Origin of the sequence: Labilibaculum antarcticum (assembly GCF_002356295.1) — a bacterium.
In the GTDB taxonomy this organism is placed as follows: Bacteria; Bacteroidota; Bacteroidia; order Bacteroidales; family Marinifilaceae; genus Labilibaculum; species Labilibaculum antarcticum.
Genome location: NZ_AP018042.1, coordinates 5,411,076 through 5,426,868, shown reverse-complemented (window position 1 = coordinate 5,426,868; position 15,793 = coordinate 5,411,076). Strand labels below are relative to the sequence as shown.

At 36.2% G+C, this 15,793-nt stretch carries 18 protein-coding genes; 14 read left to right on the top strand and 4 right to left on the bottom strand.

Translation table 11 applies throughout. From position 1 onward, the window contains the following. Positions 1-346: 346 nt before the first annotated feature. From ALGA_RS21640 to ALGA_RS21625, 4 genes are all read left to right on the top strand, one after another. Positions 347-796, top strand: a complete 450-nt coding sequence (locus ALGA_RS21640) for a MarR family winged helix-turn-helix transcriptional regulator (RefSeq protein ID WP_096432902.1) — start codon at positions 347-349, stop codon at positions 794-796. A 76-nt stretch (positions 797-872) separates the two neighbouring features. Further along, a complete protein-coding gene (locus tag ALGA_RS21635; RefSeq protein WP_096432900.1) occupies positions 873-2,225 on the top strand; it encodes an MATE family efflux transporter in 1,353 nt (450 codons plus the stop codon). 5 nt (positions 2,226-2,230) lie between these two features. After that, a complete protein-coding gene (gene gshAB, locus ALGA_RS21630) occupies positions 2,231-4,543 on the top strand; it encodes a bifunctional glutamate--cysteine ligase GshA/glutathione synthetase GshB (protein WP_096432898.1) in 2,313 nt (770 codons plus the stop codon). Positions 4,544-4,729: 186 nt separating this feature from the next. Continuing rightward, entirely contained in the window at positions 4,730-6,334 is a 1,605-nt protein-coding gene (locus ALGA_RS21625) for a fumarate hydratase (RefSeq protein ID WP_096432896.1), read from the top strand. Positions 6,335-6,389: 55 nt separating this feature from the next. Here the strand turns inward: ALGA_RS21625 and arfB are convergent, their stop codons facing one another. Continuing rightward, entirely contained in the window at positions 6,390-6,806 is a 417-nt protein-coding gene (arfB, locus tag ALGA_RS21620; protein WP_096432894.1) for an alternative ribosome rescue aminoacyl-tRNA hydrolase ArfB, read from the bottom strand. 146 nt (positions 6,807-6,952) lie between these two features. Next, positions 6,953-8,155, bottom strand: coding sequence for a tryptophan synthase subunit beta (gene trpB / locus ALGA_RS21615; RefSeq protein WP_096432892.1), 1,203 nt, complete (start codon positions 8,153-8,155; stop codon positions 6,953-6,955). A 381-nt stretch (positions 8,156-8,536) separates the two neighbouring features. Between trpB and ALGA_RS21610 the strand changes: the two genes are divergently transcribed. From ALGA_RS21610 to ALGA_RS21565, 10 genes are all read left to right on the top strand, one after another. After that, positions 8,537-9,301: an SDR family NAD(P)-dependent oxidoreductase gene (locus tag ALGA_RS21610; protein WP_162845512.1), complete on the top strand. Its 765-nt coding sequence runs from the start codon at positions 8,537-8,539 to the stop codon at positions 9,299-9,301. 133 nt (positions 9,302-9,434) lie between these two features. After that, complete coding sequence (locus ALGA_RS21605; protein WP_096432888.1) at positions 9,435-9,839, top strand: DUF134 domain-containing protein; 405 nt, start codon at positions 9,435-9,437, stop codon at positions 9,837-9,839. Between the two features lie 4 nt (positions 9,840-9,843). Next, positions 9,844-10,161, top strand: coding sequence for a NifB/NifX family molybdenum-iron cluster-binding protein (locus tag ALGA_RS21600; RefSeq protein ID WP_096432886.1), 318 nt, complete (start codon positions 9,844-9,846; stop codon positions 10,159-10,161). Between the two features lie 10 nt (positions 10,162-10,171). Beyond that, positions 10,172-10,357 carry a DUF5320 domain-containing protein gene (locus ALGA_RS21595; protein ID WP_096432884.1) on the top strand — a complete coding sequence of 62 codons (186 nt, stop codon included), beginning with the start codon at positions 10,172-10,174 and terminating at the stop codon, positions 10,355-10,357. Positions 10,358-10,371: 14 nt separating this feature from the next. Continuing rightward, positions 10,372-10,569: a DUF5320 domain-containing protein gene (locus ALGA_RS21590; RefSeq protein ID WP_096432882.1), complete on the top strand. Its 198-nt coding sequence runs from the start codon at positions 10,372-10,374 to the stop codon at positions 10,567-10,569. A 221-nt stretch (positions 10,570-10,790) separates the two neighbouring features. Then, positions 10,791-11,129 (top strand): NifB/NifX family molybdenum-iron cluster-binding protein, encoded by a 339-nt coding sequence (locus tag ALGA_RS21585; protein WP_096432880.1) that lies wholly within the window; start codon positions 10,791-10,793, stop codon positions 11,127-11,129. A 2-nt stretch (positions 11,130-11,131) separates the two neighbouring features. Further along, the gene (locus tag ALGA_RS21580; RefSeq protein ID WP_096432878.1) at positions 11,132-11,992 is read left to right on the top strand and encodes a damage-control phosphatase ARMT1 family protein; all 861 of its coding nucleotides are present in this window, start codon (positions 11,132-11,134) and stop codon (positions 11,990-11,992) included. Continuing rightward, the gene (locus tag ALGA_RS21575) at positions 11,982-12,848 is read left to right on the top strand and encodes a nucleotide-binding protein (protein ID WP_096432876.1); all 867 of its coding nucleotides are present in this window, start codon (positions 11,982-11,984) and stop codon (positions 12,846-12,848) included. The genes ALGA_RS21580 and ALGA_RS21575 overlap by 11 nt, the downstream gene beginning before the upstream one ends. Position 12,849: 1 nt before the next feature. Then, positions 12,850-13,737, top strand: a complete 888-nt coding sequence (locus tag ALGA_RS21570; RefSeq protein WP_096432874.1) for a P-loop NTPase — start codon at positions 12,850-12,852, stop codon at positions 13,735-13,737. Position 13,738: 1 nt separating this feature from the next. Beyond that, complete coding sequence (locus ALGA_RS21565) at positions 13,739-14,155, top strand: acyl-CoA thioesterase (protein WP_096432872.1); 417 nt, start codon at positions 13,739-13,741, stop codon at positions 14,153-14,155. Between the two features lie 200 nt (positions 14,156-14,355). Here the strand turns inward: ALGA_RS21565 and fabF are convergent, their stop codons facing one another. Then, positions 14,356-15,603, bottom strand: coding sequence for a beta-ketoacyl-ACP synthase II (gene fabF / locus ALGA_RS21560; RefSeq protein WP_096432870.1), 1,248 nt, complete (start codon positions 15,601-15,603; stop codon positions 14,356-14,358). Between the two features lie 24 nt (positions 15,604-15,627). Then, on the bottom strand, positions 15,628-15,792 hold the full coding sequence (locus tag ALGA_RS23715) for a 3-oxoacyl-[acyl-carrier-protein] synthase III C-terminal domain-containing protein (RefSeq protein WP_096432868.1): 165 nt from the start codon (positions 15,790-15,792) through the stop codon (positions 15,628-15,630). Position 15,793: the final 1 nt, after the last annotated feature.

Sequence of the window (15,793 nt, the reverse complement as noted above, 5' to 3'; positions counted from 1 at the left end):
TTTGCAATTGCATATTGAATAAAAAGTACAGGAATACACTTAAATTGTGTATCGCGCTTATGAATTAAAGATCTTAGTTTTGTACCAAAGAGCAAAATTAATCAAATTAAAATACATTTTTGGGAAATTGCAGTAAGAAGTATTTGTTATTGTTGCAGTGTAAGGTTTATCATTCTGATTAAGAGGACTCGCATTAGGGTGTAGAGCAGGAAAATATAAATGTATTTAAATGCATACGTTAAAAGATGTTCCTAATACCTGTTTATTCGAAGATGATAAGGAATTCTTGTTTGATCTTAGCGAACAATTTCGTTAATTTGCATCGCAAGCGATATAAATTAGAAATATGGACAATCTAGCAAATAAGGAGTTCGATTCTCTTAAATTAGAGAATCAATTGTGCTTTACTATTTATGCTGCCTCTCGGCTTATGACCAGACAATATCAGCCTTATCTGGATCAACTGGGAATTACTTACCCACAATATTTGGTGCTATTGGTTTTGTGGGAGAAGGATGGCATTGGGGTCAATGAAATTGGATGTAAACTTTATCTGAATACAAATACTTTAACACCTCTTTTGAAGCGCATGGAACAGCTTTCATTTCTTCAAAGAAATAAGTGTTGCAACGATGAAAGAAAGGTCCTCATTTATCTTACCGAGCAAGGAAAGAATCTTAAAAATAAAGCGAAAAGCATTCCTTTGAAAATGACAGATTCTCTTAATTGCGATATGGAAAAAGCAATTTGTTTGAAAAAACAATTAGAAGTTTTGATCAATAAAATGCTTAAGTAGTTTAGTCCTTGTTTATAGCAAAATCACATTCATTTTTTATTACTATCCTTTTGCACTCACCTATGATGTATAGTAGATGTTAAAATTCATTTCCAGTTTACTTAGAAGAGAACAGGAATATTCGGCGGTTGGGAAAAAACTGCTTCAGCTAGCTTTCCCAATTATCGGCTCGTACCTTTTGCACATGACCTACAATCTTACCGATATGATTTGGGTAGGATATTTGGGAAGTGGTGCAGTTGCTGCGGTTGGTTCTGCAGGGTTCTTTTTACAGCTGGGTTGGGCTATGGCTTCGATTGTAACGGTAGGTGCAAATATTAAAATTGCTCACTCGGTAGGTGCCGAAAACATGAATGCGGCAGGCAGATATTCAACTGCAGGTTTGTGGGGAATCGGTAGCATTGCAATTTTGTTTACCTCGATATTTTTAGCCATTCCCGAACAGTTCATCGGCTTTTTTCAAATGAAAGATGTCCATGTTAACGAAATGGCTGTTTCTTATCTGATAATTAGTGCTTTTGGTATCATCATCAGTTTTGCTAATCTGTTATTCATTAGTATTTTTAATGCACACGGTAAAACAAAAATTTCTTTCAAAGCGAGTATTATTGGAACCTTGTTGAATATTGTGCTTGACCCATTGTTGATTTTTGTATTTAAAATGGGTGTTGAAGGTGCTGCTATTGCAACAATTATAGGTAGGGGAAGCAGTCTGGCGTATTTCTGTTTTGTGTATAAAAAATTCGATACTATTTATTTTAGGGGTTTATTGCCGAATGCAACAAAACTAAAAGACTTATTCAGGGTCGGATTACCTGCTGCTATTCAGCGTATTTCGTTTTCAGTAATTTATATTTTTCTGGCAAGAATCATTGCTGAATGGGGACCAAATGCCATTGCAGTCCAAAAAATTGGTGTTCAAATAGAGTCGATTACATTTATGATTGTTGGCGGAATTATGCAGGCCGTAACTATTATGGTGGGGCATAGTTATGGAGCCAAGAACTTAACTGAGGTTCCTAATATTTACCGGGCAGGTTGGCGAATATCCCTAACTGTAGGCGCAGTAACTACATTGATCTTTTTGCTTCTTCCACAAACTTTATTTTCCATTTTTGTACCTGAGGCAGAAAGTATTTTAATGGGAAAAGATTATTTAATGATATTGGCTGCATCGCAATTATTTATGTGTTTAGAAATGATTAGCGCAGGAGTGTTTAATGGATTAGGAAAAACAAAAATACCTGCAACTGTAAGTGTGATCTTTACTTCATTACGACTACCGGGTGCATATATTCTTGGTTTTTATACTTTTTTAGGATTAAACGGAGTCTGGTGGAGCATCACCGGAAGCAGCATATTAAAAGGCATAGTTCTTTACTTTTTATTACGAACTTATTTAAAAAATAATACATTTGGTAAATTCTAACATATATGAATCATTTAATTAATAATATCAATGAAGCTCTTCAGTTAGAAGGGATTCGCGAGAGTTTGAAGAACGGTCAATTTGGCATTGAAAAGGAAAATGTGAGAGTCGATTACGCAGGTAATATGGCAACGACACCACATCCTGGAATTCTTGGTGATAAATTTCAAAATCCTTTTATTACAACCGATTTTTCGGAAAGTCAGGTGGAGATGATAACACCTCCTTTGCATAGTATTGCTGAAGTTCATGGCTTTTTAGAGACCTTGCAAGATGTAATTTCTGAGAATTTAACGGATGAATTACTTTGGCCACAAAGTTTACCACCATTATTGCCTCAGGAAGAAGAGATACCGATTGCTAAGTTTGGAGAGAAAGGGACTCATAAAGAGAAATATAGAGAAGAATTGGCCAATCGATATGGGAAAGAAAGACAAATGCTTTCCGGGATTCACTTTAATTATTCACTAACAGAAAGATTGGAGAGAAAATTAAAAAAAGCGAGCAATTGGGACGGTGATTTGGAGAGCTTTCGTGAGGCCATTTACTTGAAAATGGTTCGGAATTTTATGCGCTACCGATGGATGCTGATCTGGTTATTTGGGGAGAGTCCAATTTCTGATCCTTCTCTAAAAATGAAATCGTTAATTACAGGAAAGAAGAGTTTCATGAGCTGTGGGAATGCTATTTCCATTAGAAACAGTTCGATGGGATATCGAAATATCGAAGAGTTCTTTGTTGATTTTAATGGATTGAAAGATTATAAAGAATCGGTGGCTGAATTGATTGAATCTGGCAAAATAATAGCAGGAGAGGAGCTTTATCTACCTATCCGAATAAAATTCGACGAAAAAAGCAAGAAAATATCTCATTTGGAAGTTCGTATTCTCGATTTAGATCCATTTGAAAAATCAGGAATCTCTAAAAACCGTTTGTATTTTACGCATTTATTCCTGTTGTATTGCTTATTCACAAATGAGAGTGAAAAGTACAATGAAAAAGAGCAAAAAATAGCGTCTAATAATCAGGATTTGGTAGCCTGTCACGGCATGAATTCAGAATTGATACTACCGAATTCCGAAGGAGAGGAAATTTATGCATCCAAAATGTTGCAAGATCTGCTTTCGGATATCACCAATTTTGTAAAAGAATCTGGATTAAGTACTGATTCTGATTACCAGGGATCGCTTGATGAAATTGCTGATTTTATTAAAAATCCGGATCTTAGATCTTCTTATAAGGTGAAACAAAGAATTATTGAGGAAGGCTTTATTAATTTTCATTTGAATAAAGCCAAGCAGTATAAAGAAGAAAGTGAAATGAGTGGTTTCCGTTTCCACGGATTTGAAGATCTGGAATTGTCATCGCAATTATTAATGAAAGCGGCTTTGCGAAGAGGTGTAGAGTGTACTATTTTGGATCGTAGTGAAAATTTCATCAGTCTTACACAAGGAGAAAAAACAGAGTATGTAATGCAAGCCACCAGAACATCATTAGATAACTATTCAAGCGTTTTAATGATGGAGAATAAGCTGGTTACGAAGAAAATTCTTGAAAAGGCAGGAATTAGAGTTCCTTCGGGCTTTGATTATCAGGATGCTAGGCAAGCACGTTCCGATTTCGACTTGTTTGAGGGGAAAGGCATTGTGGTAAAACCAAAATCGACCAATTATGGTTTGGGAATTACGATCTTAAAGGAGAATAAGAACGAAGAGGTGTATAAAAGAGCTGTTGATATTGCCTTTGAGCACGATGGAAGTATACTAATAGAGGAATTTATTTCGGGCAGAGAATTTCGATTTTTTGTGATCAACGATCAGGTTTGTGGAATTTTACATCGAGTTCCGGCTAACGTGAAAGGCGATGGGATAAAAAGCATTCGTGAGTTGGTTGAAATAAAAAATCAGGACCCGTTACGAGGAATAGGATATCGAACACCGCTTGAAAAAATTCGATTGGAAGAGGCTGAGGCAATGTTTTTAAAGGAACAAGGCTTAAGTTTCGAAAGTGTTCTTAGTAAAGATAAAGTGGTTTACCTAAGGGAGAACTCAAATATTAGTACCGGTGGCGACAGCATTGATTACACAGACGATATTCATCAGTCATACAAAGATATAGCAATAGAATCATCGAAAGCGCTAGGCGTTCAAATTACAGGCTTGGATATGATGATTGAAGATGTGGATCAGCCGTCAACAAAAGATAATTACGCAATTATTGAAATGAATTTCAATCCGGCAATCCACATTCATTGTTATCCTTATATAGGAAAAAACAGACAGTTGAACGAGAAGATTTTGGATTCATTGGGATTTTAATATTATCTGAAAGAATCGAAATCATTGAGTTTATGTTGCAGGGCAATGTTTTAGAATAGCTAATTTATTAAACAGCAATCTGCAATTTATCTTATATTTGTCTATGACTATAATCAAGGATGAATATTTCAATTTTTGATTGTTGCAATTTGACTTGTTAATACAAAATTATAAAAACATTATATCATGTCTGATTTTCATTACCAGAAACCATTTCCAATAACAAAGGATACAACTAAGTATCGTTTGCTTACAACCGATTACGTTTCAACTGTTGAAGTTGATGGACGAAAAATTTTAAAAGTAGATCCAAAGGGACTTGAAATGCTTTCGAAAGAGGCATTTTCAGATGTGTCTTTTTACTTGCGTCCAGCTCATTTAAATAAATTGAAGACAATTCTTCAGGATAATGAAGCGTCAGATAATGATCGTTTTGTAGCCCACACCATGTTGCTGAATCAGGTAGTTGCTGCCGAAGGTGAATTACCTACTTGTCAGGATACGGGTACAGCAATTGTTGTTGCGAAAAAAGGAGAAGATGTTTACACCGGAGTTGATGATGCAGAGCATTTGTCTAAAGGTGTTTATGATACTTATCAGGAGAGAAATCTGAGATATTCTCAGGTTGTTCCTTTCTCGATGTTCGAAGAAAAAAATTCAGGAAATAACCTTCCTGCACAAATTGATATTTACGCCAACAAAGGGAATGCGTACGAATTTTTATTTGTAACCAAAGGTGGTGGATCAGGAAACAAGACCTTCTTGTATCAGGAAACTAAAGCTCTTTTAAATGAAGCGAGCTTAACTACTTTTATTACAAACAAACTTCGTGATTTGGGTACTTCGGCTTGTCCTCCTTACCACTTGGCATTAGTTATTGGTGGAACTTCTGCTGAGGCTACTTTAGCTACTGTAAAGAAAGCGTCAGCTGGATATTACGATCATTTACCAACAGAAGGTAACGAAGGTGGCCAGGCATTTCGCGATTTAGAGTGGGAGAAAAAAATTGAAGAGATTTGCCAAAAGAGCGAAATTGGAGCTCAGTTTGGTGGTAAATATTTCGTTCACGATGTAAAAGTAATTCGTTTGCCTCGTCATGCTGCTTCTTGTCCTGTAGGTTTGGGTGTAAGTTGTAGTGCCGACCGTAATGTGAAAGCGAAAATTACTGAAGAAGGAATCTATTTGGAAGAATTGGAAAGAAATCCATTTCAGTACCTACCAAAAGAGGCTCCACACTTGAAAGATGCAGTTGAAATCAACCTGGATCAGCCCATGGAGGATATTTTGAAGGAACTGACTAAATACCCAATTAAAACAAGATTGAGCTTATCAGGAACTTTGATTGTTGCCCGCGATATGGCACATGCACGAATCAAGCAAATGTTGGATGAAGGAAAAGAAATGCCTGAGTATTTCAAAAATCATCCTGTATATTATGCTGGTCCAGCAAAAACTCCAAAGGGAATGCCTTCTGGAAGTTTTGGACCAACTACTGCGGGCCGTATGGATTCTTATGTAGGACCATTTCAAAAGCTGGGTGGTTCTATGGTAATGGTTGCAAAAGGGAACCGTTACAAAACAGTTACCGATGCTTGTAAAGAGAATGGTGGATTCTATTTGGGATCAATTGGAGGACCTGCTGCAGTATTGGCTAAGAACAGTATTAAATCTATTGAGGTAATTGATTTTCCTGAATTGGGAATGGAAGCGGTTCGTAAGATACGTGTGGAAAATTTCCCTGCTTTTATCATTGTTGATGATAAAGGAAATGATTTCTTCGCAAATATGTAATTGAAGTTTTCGAACAAAAATATAGGGTGATCCATTGGGTCACCCTTTTTTAGTTCTATAATTCAGGTTTTTTTCTGTTTTCCTTTTTTTGTGCCTGCACCTGTTTTCCTTCTAACCTTCTTTCTTTAGAAGCCCGTGTTGGTCGGGTTTTTCTTCTTGGTTTTACAGGAGTTAGAGCAATTTCGATCCATTGGTAAAACTTCTTAATTGCAACTTCCTTATTCTGAACCTGAGAACGCTCTGTTTGTGCAGTTACCGAAAGTATACCCAGATTACTAATGTGGTGATATAACTTTATAAAGATCGTTTCTTTCTCTTTTTTTGTTAATATTTTCGATTCAAAAACGGCAAACCGAAGCTCAACTTTTGAATTTACTTTATTTACATTTTGTCCTCCAGGCCCACTACTTCGGGAAGTAATGAATTCAAATTCATTGCTTAGGTCTTTTGTAAATTTATATTTATCCTCCATAATACTACAAAGGTAAGGTAAAAATGAAGAATGAAACAAAACAAATGTTTCAAGTAGTATGACAAATGTTTATTCTTTGGATATAGAATAAAAAAATGCCACCTGATAAGGCAGCATTTTAGTTATATATCGAATTTCAACACTTCTTATTCAGGTAATCCGTACGTATCAACAATAAAGTCGAGATCTTTATCGCCTCTGCCACTAAGATTCACTAAAATAGATTGTTTTGGATTTTCCTTAGCTAATTTAAATGCATAAGCCATAGCATGTGCACTTTCTAATGCAGGAATAATTCCTTCTTCACGACTCAATTCGTAAAATGCATCAATACATTCTTTATCAGTAATTGAATGGTATTCTGCCTTTTTTAGATCTTTAAGCATCGAATGTTCAGGGCCAACACCCGGATAATCCAATCCACTGGCAACAGAATATACAGGATCTGGTTCTCCTTTTTCATCCTGAAGAAGATAGCATTTGAATCCGTGTATTATTCCTGGCTTACCTAAAGTTAAACTTGCGGCATGTTCTCCTTTTTTAAAAGAGAGACCAGCAGGTTCTACACCGTGCAATTTGCACTCATCATCTTCTAAAAATGCAGAGAAAATACCAATTGCATTACTGCCTCCACCAACACATGCTACGACATTATCTGGAAGTTCCCCCGTCATTTCCTGAAATTGGTCTCTTGCTTCAATTCCAACTACGCGTTGAAAATCACGAACCATCATTGGAAATGGGTGCGGGCCAACAACAGATCCTATGCAATAAATTGTATTAATCGGATCTTGCAGGTAAGCCATAAAAGCGGAATCAACAGCCTCTTTTAATGTTTTTAGTCCGTGCGTAACCGGAATAACCGTAGCTCCCAGAATTTTCATTCTTACTACATTTGGATGTTCTTTCGCGATGTCAACTTCACCCATGTGGATTTCACATTCCAAACCAAAGTAAGCCGCAGCTGTAGCCAATGCAACCCCATGTTGTCCGGCTCCTGTTTCAGCAATCAGCTTTTTTTTGCCCATGTATTTGGCTAAAAGAGCCTCTCCCATACAATGATTAAGCTTATGTGCTCCGGTATGATTAAGGTCTTCACGTTTGAGATAAATTCGACCGCCGTATTTATTGGATAAGCGGTTGCAATAATAAACCGGAGTAGGGCGTCCTTGGAAATGTTTACGGATACTTCTTAATTCTGAGATAAATTCATGAGATTTACTAATAGAATAGTAAGCGTCATTAATTTTCTTCATTTCTTCTTCTAAAACTTCAGGAATAAAACTCCCTCCGTACTCTCCGAAATATCCTTTTTCGTCAGGATTGGATTTGAAATAGTTGGTTGACATTCTGCTAAATATTTTGGTTAATGATAAAACTATTTATTTAAAATTACATGTGGTTTGTAGTTTAAAATAAAATAACCGGATCCATAAAGATGAATCTCCAGAATCCGGTTTTATTTTTGTCGCCTAACTCCTTTTCACCTCCAGCTGGGAATACTATTGGAAAAGATTATAGATTACTCGCACCCCAATAAGAAATGGCCAAAATTAAACGACAAAAACAAAGATATAAAAATTAGTCCATTTGACGATAATGTGATCTGTTCAAATTCATTCAACCATCTAAATAGAGTCTGCACGATAATTTCGATTGCTATTGAATTAGGATATTTGTAAATTGTGTAGAATCAATTCAAATAAGTTAAACCAAAAATGGAGGTTGTGATGAATGAAATCAAAGTGTCCCCTAATGGTAGGGTAGCTTTTGTAAGTGGAGCGAATAGAGGAATTGGTAGAGCAATAACTATCGAGCTACTTGAGAAAGGCGCAAAGAAAGTATATGCCGGAGTAAGAAATCTAAAATCGATGGATGATCTTAAACCAGAGTATGGAGCGCGTTTAGTGCCTGTGTTTTTGGATTTAAGAGATGATAAATCAATTATTAAAGCCACAAAATTAACGAAGGATGTAGATATTTTAATTAATAATGCAGGTGTATATGAATCTGGAGGATTCTGCTCTGATGAAACATTAGACAGTATGGCGGTAAATTTTGAGGTAAATGTTTGGGGATTGGTCAAATTAACGGTTTCACTAATAGATCGATTAAAACAGAGAGAAATTGCAGCCATTGTAAATATTTCTTCGGTATTAGGATTAGCCAGTATGCCGATTGCTGGAGCATATTGTGCTTCGAAGGCGGCTGTTCATAGTATTACGCAAGGCTTGCGCGGAGAACTATTTATGACTAACATTCTCGTAATGGGAGTATACCCGGGACCTATTGATACTGAGATGACAGAAGATTTGGAAATGGAAAAGGATTCACCTGTAAATGTTGCAAGAGAAATAGTTCAAGGCTTAGCAGACGGTAATGAATATGTATTTCCAGATGTTATGTCGAAGCAAGTGGGGGAGTTGTATTTAACCGAGCCGATAACTGTAGAAAGACAATTTGCTCATTTTGTTTCTCAAGTAGAAGAAGCATAAAATTGGAAAATATTTAATAATTTACAGAGGCTGCTGAGGCCTCTTTTTTTCTGCTGTAAAACGCAGGAATTATTGAGTGTGTAAATTTGCGAAATGAGAATATTCTCACTAACTTTGTATAAAATTAATCCATATGCCAAGAAGAATTAGATTACGTAAGGTCGTAGAACCGCCAAGATTTAAAGGATATAGACCTTTTGGTGTGAGTTCTAAGAGTCGGAAATCAGTCGATTTACTTTATGAAGAATATGAAGCTTTGAAATTAGCTGATTACGATTTCCTAAAACATGATGAAGCAGCTGGGTTAATGGGTGTGTCAAGGCCAACTTTTGCACGAATCTACGAAAGTGCAAGAAGAAAAATTGCTATGGCCTTGGTTGAAGCAAAGGAAATAAAAACTGTTTTTGGGAACGCAATTATGGATAAAGACTGGTATTTGTGCTCAAAATGTAATGCAAGGTTTAATATTCCAGACACAATGGATAAAGGAACTTGTCCGGCTTGTAATTCGAAACAAATCGAATTACTAAATAAATAAAAATATGAAGACAATTATTACATCAACAGGAAATCAATTGAATTCCGTTTTTGATTTACGTTTTGGAAGAGCTAGTTGGTTTTGTTTATATGATGATCAATCAGGTGAAATCAGTTTTATCGAGAATGAAAATATCAACGCGCAAAGTGGAGCAGGAACCAAAACTGTAGAAAAAGTAGTTGAACTAGGAGTTAAAAAAGTGATTTCGGGTGATTTTGGGCCTAAAGCCAAAGAATTACTTGAAAAGTTTAATATTCAAATGGTGTTGTTGCAAGATGACAAGAATACGATGCAACGCATTATAGATCAATTGAAATCTTAATCAAATTATTATGCCGCACTTGGATGGAAAAGGACCTGAAGGAGAAGGTTCAAAATCGGGAAGAGGACTAGGACAATGTTCTGAAGTAGACCAAAATACTTTACTAGAGAAGTTAGGGAAAGGTTTGGGATTGAAACGCAAAGGGGATTGTGGTAAAGGTCAAGGTAAAAGATTGAAAAGTAGTAAATCAATTTAAAAAAGGAGGTTGAAATGCCTGGATTAGATCGAAGGGGTCCGGAGGGCAAAGGTGCCCGCACTGGCCGAGGAATGGGACGATGTAACAGTAATAGTAAGATTGATTCTGAAAATGAAGTTCAAGGTGAAACTACTGAAAAAGGCAGGAGACAAGGATTTGGCTTTGGACAAGGGAGAGGACAAAGGCTTCGCCGAGGTAGAATGAATGATTAGAAATCTGTTTTTTTGTTTCTTAAAATGTCCTGATTAGTAAGAAACACAAGGTTTTTGCTCCTGTACTTCTTCACGAATTATAGGGGTAGATCTTGTGTTGAAGTGCTATTCTTATCGTTTTTTTTGGGATAGGAGCGATATTTGAAATAAAAAATAAATACATATTGATAGTATTCCCTGTTGTATGGGATTAGTTTAACTTTTTTTGAAAATACACTTATATGAAAAAGAAAATTGCAGTTCCGGTTAAGGAAGGAATTTTAGATGGACATTTTGGCCATTGTTCACATTTTGCATTGCTTGATGTAATGGATAATACTATTGTTGCTGAAGATTTAGTTGCAGCTCCACCACATGAGCCTGGATTATTGCCTCCATTCTTGGCTGATTTAGGAGTTACTGATGTAATTGCCGGAGGAATGGGAAATCAAGCGATCCAAATCTTTAATAAACACAATGTAAATGTATTTGTTGGAGCTCCTCAAATGGGTGCAAAAGAATTGGTTACTGGTTTTTTGAATGAAAGTTTAAGCTTTACTGCTAACTATTGCGACCACTAAATATGGACAACAGGTGTTTGGCTTGCCATTCCAAAACGGTGGATTTATTAATTGACAAATTTAATCTTCAGGGGAAAGTCGCCAGCGATTTTTCCTCAGAAGTAAATCATTTACTTACAGATTTTACGCATCTCTCCAATCCTTATCTGGCATTGTTGATTCATCGTTTGGCGAAAAAGAAAATACAAAATAACGATTTGTATTTAGAAGAGAAGAAGTATGCAAATGCAATTTTGTTTTCGCAGTATGAAAAATGGAATTCTTTTGTGACTCAACAGAATGAGCCTTTACACATTGCATCAAAATTAGCTGTTGTTGGGAATATTATTGATTATGGTGCACACAGTGTGCCTACTGATATTCCGGCCAAAATAGAAGAACTCCTCGCACTTGATTTTACTTTGGATGATAGAGCTCAGATGTTTGCTGAAATAAAAAAGGCAAATTCAGTTTTGTATTTGGGGGATAATGCAGGAGAAATAGTTTTCGATAAGCTTTTCATTCAACATTTGAATCATCCTAATTTAACTTATGCTGTGCGGGGAACCCCAATTATTAATGATGTGACTCTTGAAGATGCCGAGCAGGTTGGAATGCAGGAAGTTTGTAAATTGATTTCCAATGGTCATGATGCACCTTCAACTTTAGTGGATAATTGTTCTATAGAATTTCAAGAACTGTTTAGAAAAGCAGATGTTGTGATTTCTAAAGGACAAGGTAATTTTGAAGGTTTACTAAATGAAAAAAAGGAATCGCTTTATTTTATGCTGATGGCAAAATGCGATGTAATTGCAGAAATGTTGGACGTTTGTAAGGGCGATTTGATTATCACAAAAAACAGAAAAGGAGATTATGGCATTTAAAGTAGCTATTGCGAGTGGTAAGGGAGGAACTGGAAAGACAACATTTGCGGTTAATTTGTTTTCTTCGATCAATGAAAATTGGACAAGAAGTGTACAGTTGGTTGATTGTGATGTTGAAGAGCCAAATGACTTGCTGTTTTTTCCCAATTTTTCGGTTAAAAGTGAAAAGCCGGTAGAACATGTAATTCCTGAAATTGATACTGCTAAATGTACGTTTTGTAAAAAGTGTGAAGATTATTGTGAGTTTAATGCAATAGTAATGATGCCATCGATGCAGTATGCTACTGTAAATAAGGATTTGTGTCATTCTTGTGGTGCTTGTTTTGTGGCCTGTGAGTTTGATGCTATTCATGAAACCACAGATACTATTGGAACGGTGACTAATTACAATATTGGTAATGAGATGAGTCTGATGGAAGGAAACTTACGTATTGGATCTCCATTACAAACCATACTAATTAAGGATTTAAAAAACAATTTAGTTGGAGAACATGATATTTTGATTTACGATGCTCCTCCGGGTACCAGTTGCCCGGTTGTAGAAACTATTTCGGATGCTGATTTTGTGATTTTGGTGACTGAACCAACTCCTTTCGGAGTATATGATTTGAAGCTGACGGTTGACTTATTGAGAGAGGTAAATAAACCTTTTGGTGTTTTTGTAAATAAAGCTGGATTAGGAAATTCTGAAGTTTATGAGTTTCTGAAAGCAGAAAATATTGATTTGTTGGGTGAAATTCCTTTTAGTAAAGAATATGCAGGTTTATATTCCAAAGGTGAAATTGTGCGTTGTGTTCCACTTGAATTTGCAAAGGTGTATAAAGAGGTGGTTGAATATTTGAAAAAATTGAATTAATATGAAGGATATAACTATTCTTAGTGGTAAGGGGGGAACAGGAAAGACCAGTATTACGGCAGCTTTGGCTTCTGTAATTGAAAACACTGTTTTTGTTGATGCGGATGTTGATGCAGCTGATCTTCATATTATTTTTCAACCAAAAAATAAGGAGACTCATGTATTTGAGGGAGCATGGGTTGCTTCCATCGATACAGATTTGTGTACTAATTGTGGTCTTTGTCAACAACATTGTAAATTTGAGGCAATTCATTTTAAATCGGATGGAGGATTACAAATTGATCCATTTGCCTGCGAAGGTTGCCGTCTTTGCGAACGTGTTTGTCCTACGCAAGCTATCAGTTCAATGCGAAGTATAAATAACCATTGGTATGTGTCTGATACACGTTTTGGTCCGTTGGTTCATGCTAAAATGGGACCAGGAGAAGAAAACTCCGGAAAACTGGTGACTCAAATCCGCAAAAGCGCAAAAGATATTGCACTGGAAATTAAGGCTGATTTTATATTGAATGATGGCCCTCCCGGAATTGGATGTGCAGCTATTGCATCTATTACCGGAGCTGATGCTGTAATTTTGGTTACAGAGCCCAGTAAATCAGGATTTCATGATATCGTCCGCTTGATTGAATTGGTGCAGTCGTTTAATATACCGATGTACGCATTAATCAATAAATTTGATATCAACTTAGATATTACCAAGCAAATGGAGAGCTTCTTTGCCAGGGAGGGCATTCAGTTGATGGGAAAACTTCCCTTCTCCGAAGAAATGGTTTATTCCATGGTTGAGAAGAAAACAATGGTGGAGTACAATAAAGATTCTGAGATTGTCAATACACTATCGGAGCTTTGGAAGAAAATAGCCAGTTCTGAATTAAAAATGGAGCACTGATATGATTGAAGGGGAGTGCAAAATACGGCCAAGGTACGACGAGGTTGATAAGATGGGCTATGTATATCATGCAAACTATGTCAATTATTGTCATCATGCCAGAACGGAATTGCTACGACAATTCGGAATTAATGATAAGGTGCTGGAAGATCACAATATCATGCTTCCTGTAATTGAGATGAACCTAAAATACCTGAAGCCAACAGGATATGATGAGGAGTTGACCATTCGAACTAAAATAAAGGAGTTGCCCAGGGTTCGTTTTAGATTTGAGTTTGTATTTGAAAATGAAAAAGGAGAGAAGGCCTGTACTGCCACATCTACGGTGGTTTTTGTGGATAGTAAAACTCGCAAACCACATCAGGCACCCGATATAATTATAGATGCGCTTACAGCTGAATTTGAGCTGGTAGTCTAAAATATATTTTTCATGTTTTTATAATTAGGGTTTTTACATGAAAAAACCGGACTTTTAGGTGTTCAACCTAAAGTCCGGTTTTATTTTTTTGTGAATTGTACTGTATTTTTATTGAAGTACCTAAGTATCTAGCTAGTTCAACTTCTCTTTTTTATGGGTTCGGCTAATACGATTTGTCTAATCGTGCTAAAGCGGTTGGTTTATCCTTTATATTTTTTGAATATCGAGACAATAATATGTCCACCAAATCCAAAAGTATTGTTTAAACATACATTTACTTCTTTTTTTACCGCCTTGTTGGGAGTAAGATTCAGTTTTGAATCAATTGCTGGGTCTAACTCATCCAAATTAATTGTAGGTGGAATAATACCTGTTTCCATTGCTTTAATACAAGCAATAGCTTCAACAGCTCCAGCAGCACCTAACAAGTGACCAGTCATTGATTTTGTAGCACTAACATGAAGTTTATCAAGTGATTCCTCGAAAACAGAACAAATCGCTTTACATTCACTTAAATCGCCAACAGGAGTAGAAGTTCCATGAGTACTCACATAATCAACATCTGAAGGAGATATGCCGGCCTCCTCGATTGCATCTTTCATGGCGGCGATTGCACCAATTCCATCAGGATGTGTTGCAGCAATATGGTAGGCATCCGAAGCAAAACCACCTCCGGCAACTTCAGCATATATTTTTGCTCCTCGTTTCAATGCATGTTCTAATTCTTCCAACATAAGTACGCCACCACCTTCGGCCATTACAAATCCGTCACGAGAAACATCAAATGGACGTGAAGCTTGATCAGGAGCATCGTTGCGTTGTGATATGGCTTTCATGGAGCTAAATCCACCTAATCCAGATTTACTTATACAAGCTTCTGAACCTCCGGCAAATATAGCTTTTGCCTTACCTAGTCGGATGATATTAAATGCATCAACAATAGCATTATTACTTGAAGCACAGGCTGATGTTGTTGTGTAACTCACTCCACGTAAAGCATATCGGATTGAGATTAATCCGGCAGCCATATTTGAAATCATTTTAGTTATAAAAAATGGACTAAAACGTGGAACTTCTTCATTCTTACCGAAATTAAGTACTTCTTCTTCAAATGATTGAATGCCGCCAATACCTGTACCCCATATTACCCCAAATTTTCCTAGGTCAAAATCTTCGAGCTTAATTCCAGAATCTTTAACACATTCATCCATTACTGCAATTGCATATTGTGAAAATAAATCCATTTTACGAGCTTCGGATTTACTCATATATTGTAATGGATCGAAGTCTTTTACTTCCCCAGCAAATTGAGTTTTAAAGGCAGAAGCGTCAAATCTTGTTATTTTAGAAACACCACTTTTACCAGCTATTAAATTATTCCAAAATTCGTTTACATTCTTACCAATTGGGGTTATTGCCCCTATACCTGTAACTACAACTCTTTTCATCTTATTTAGTTTTTTGCAGATTTATTATTTTGAATATGCCCCTTTTAAAAAGATTGATCTCCATGTATAATTACCACCAAATGTGGATAAAATAAAATGATCTCCCTTTTTAAGTATTTTTAAAAGTTTCCTAAGGCATAAAGGAATACTTGTGGTTGTGATGTTTCCATATTTTTCAATGTTAATCATC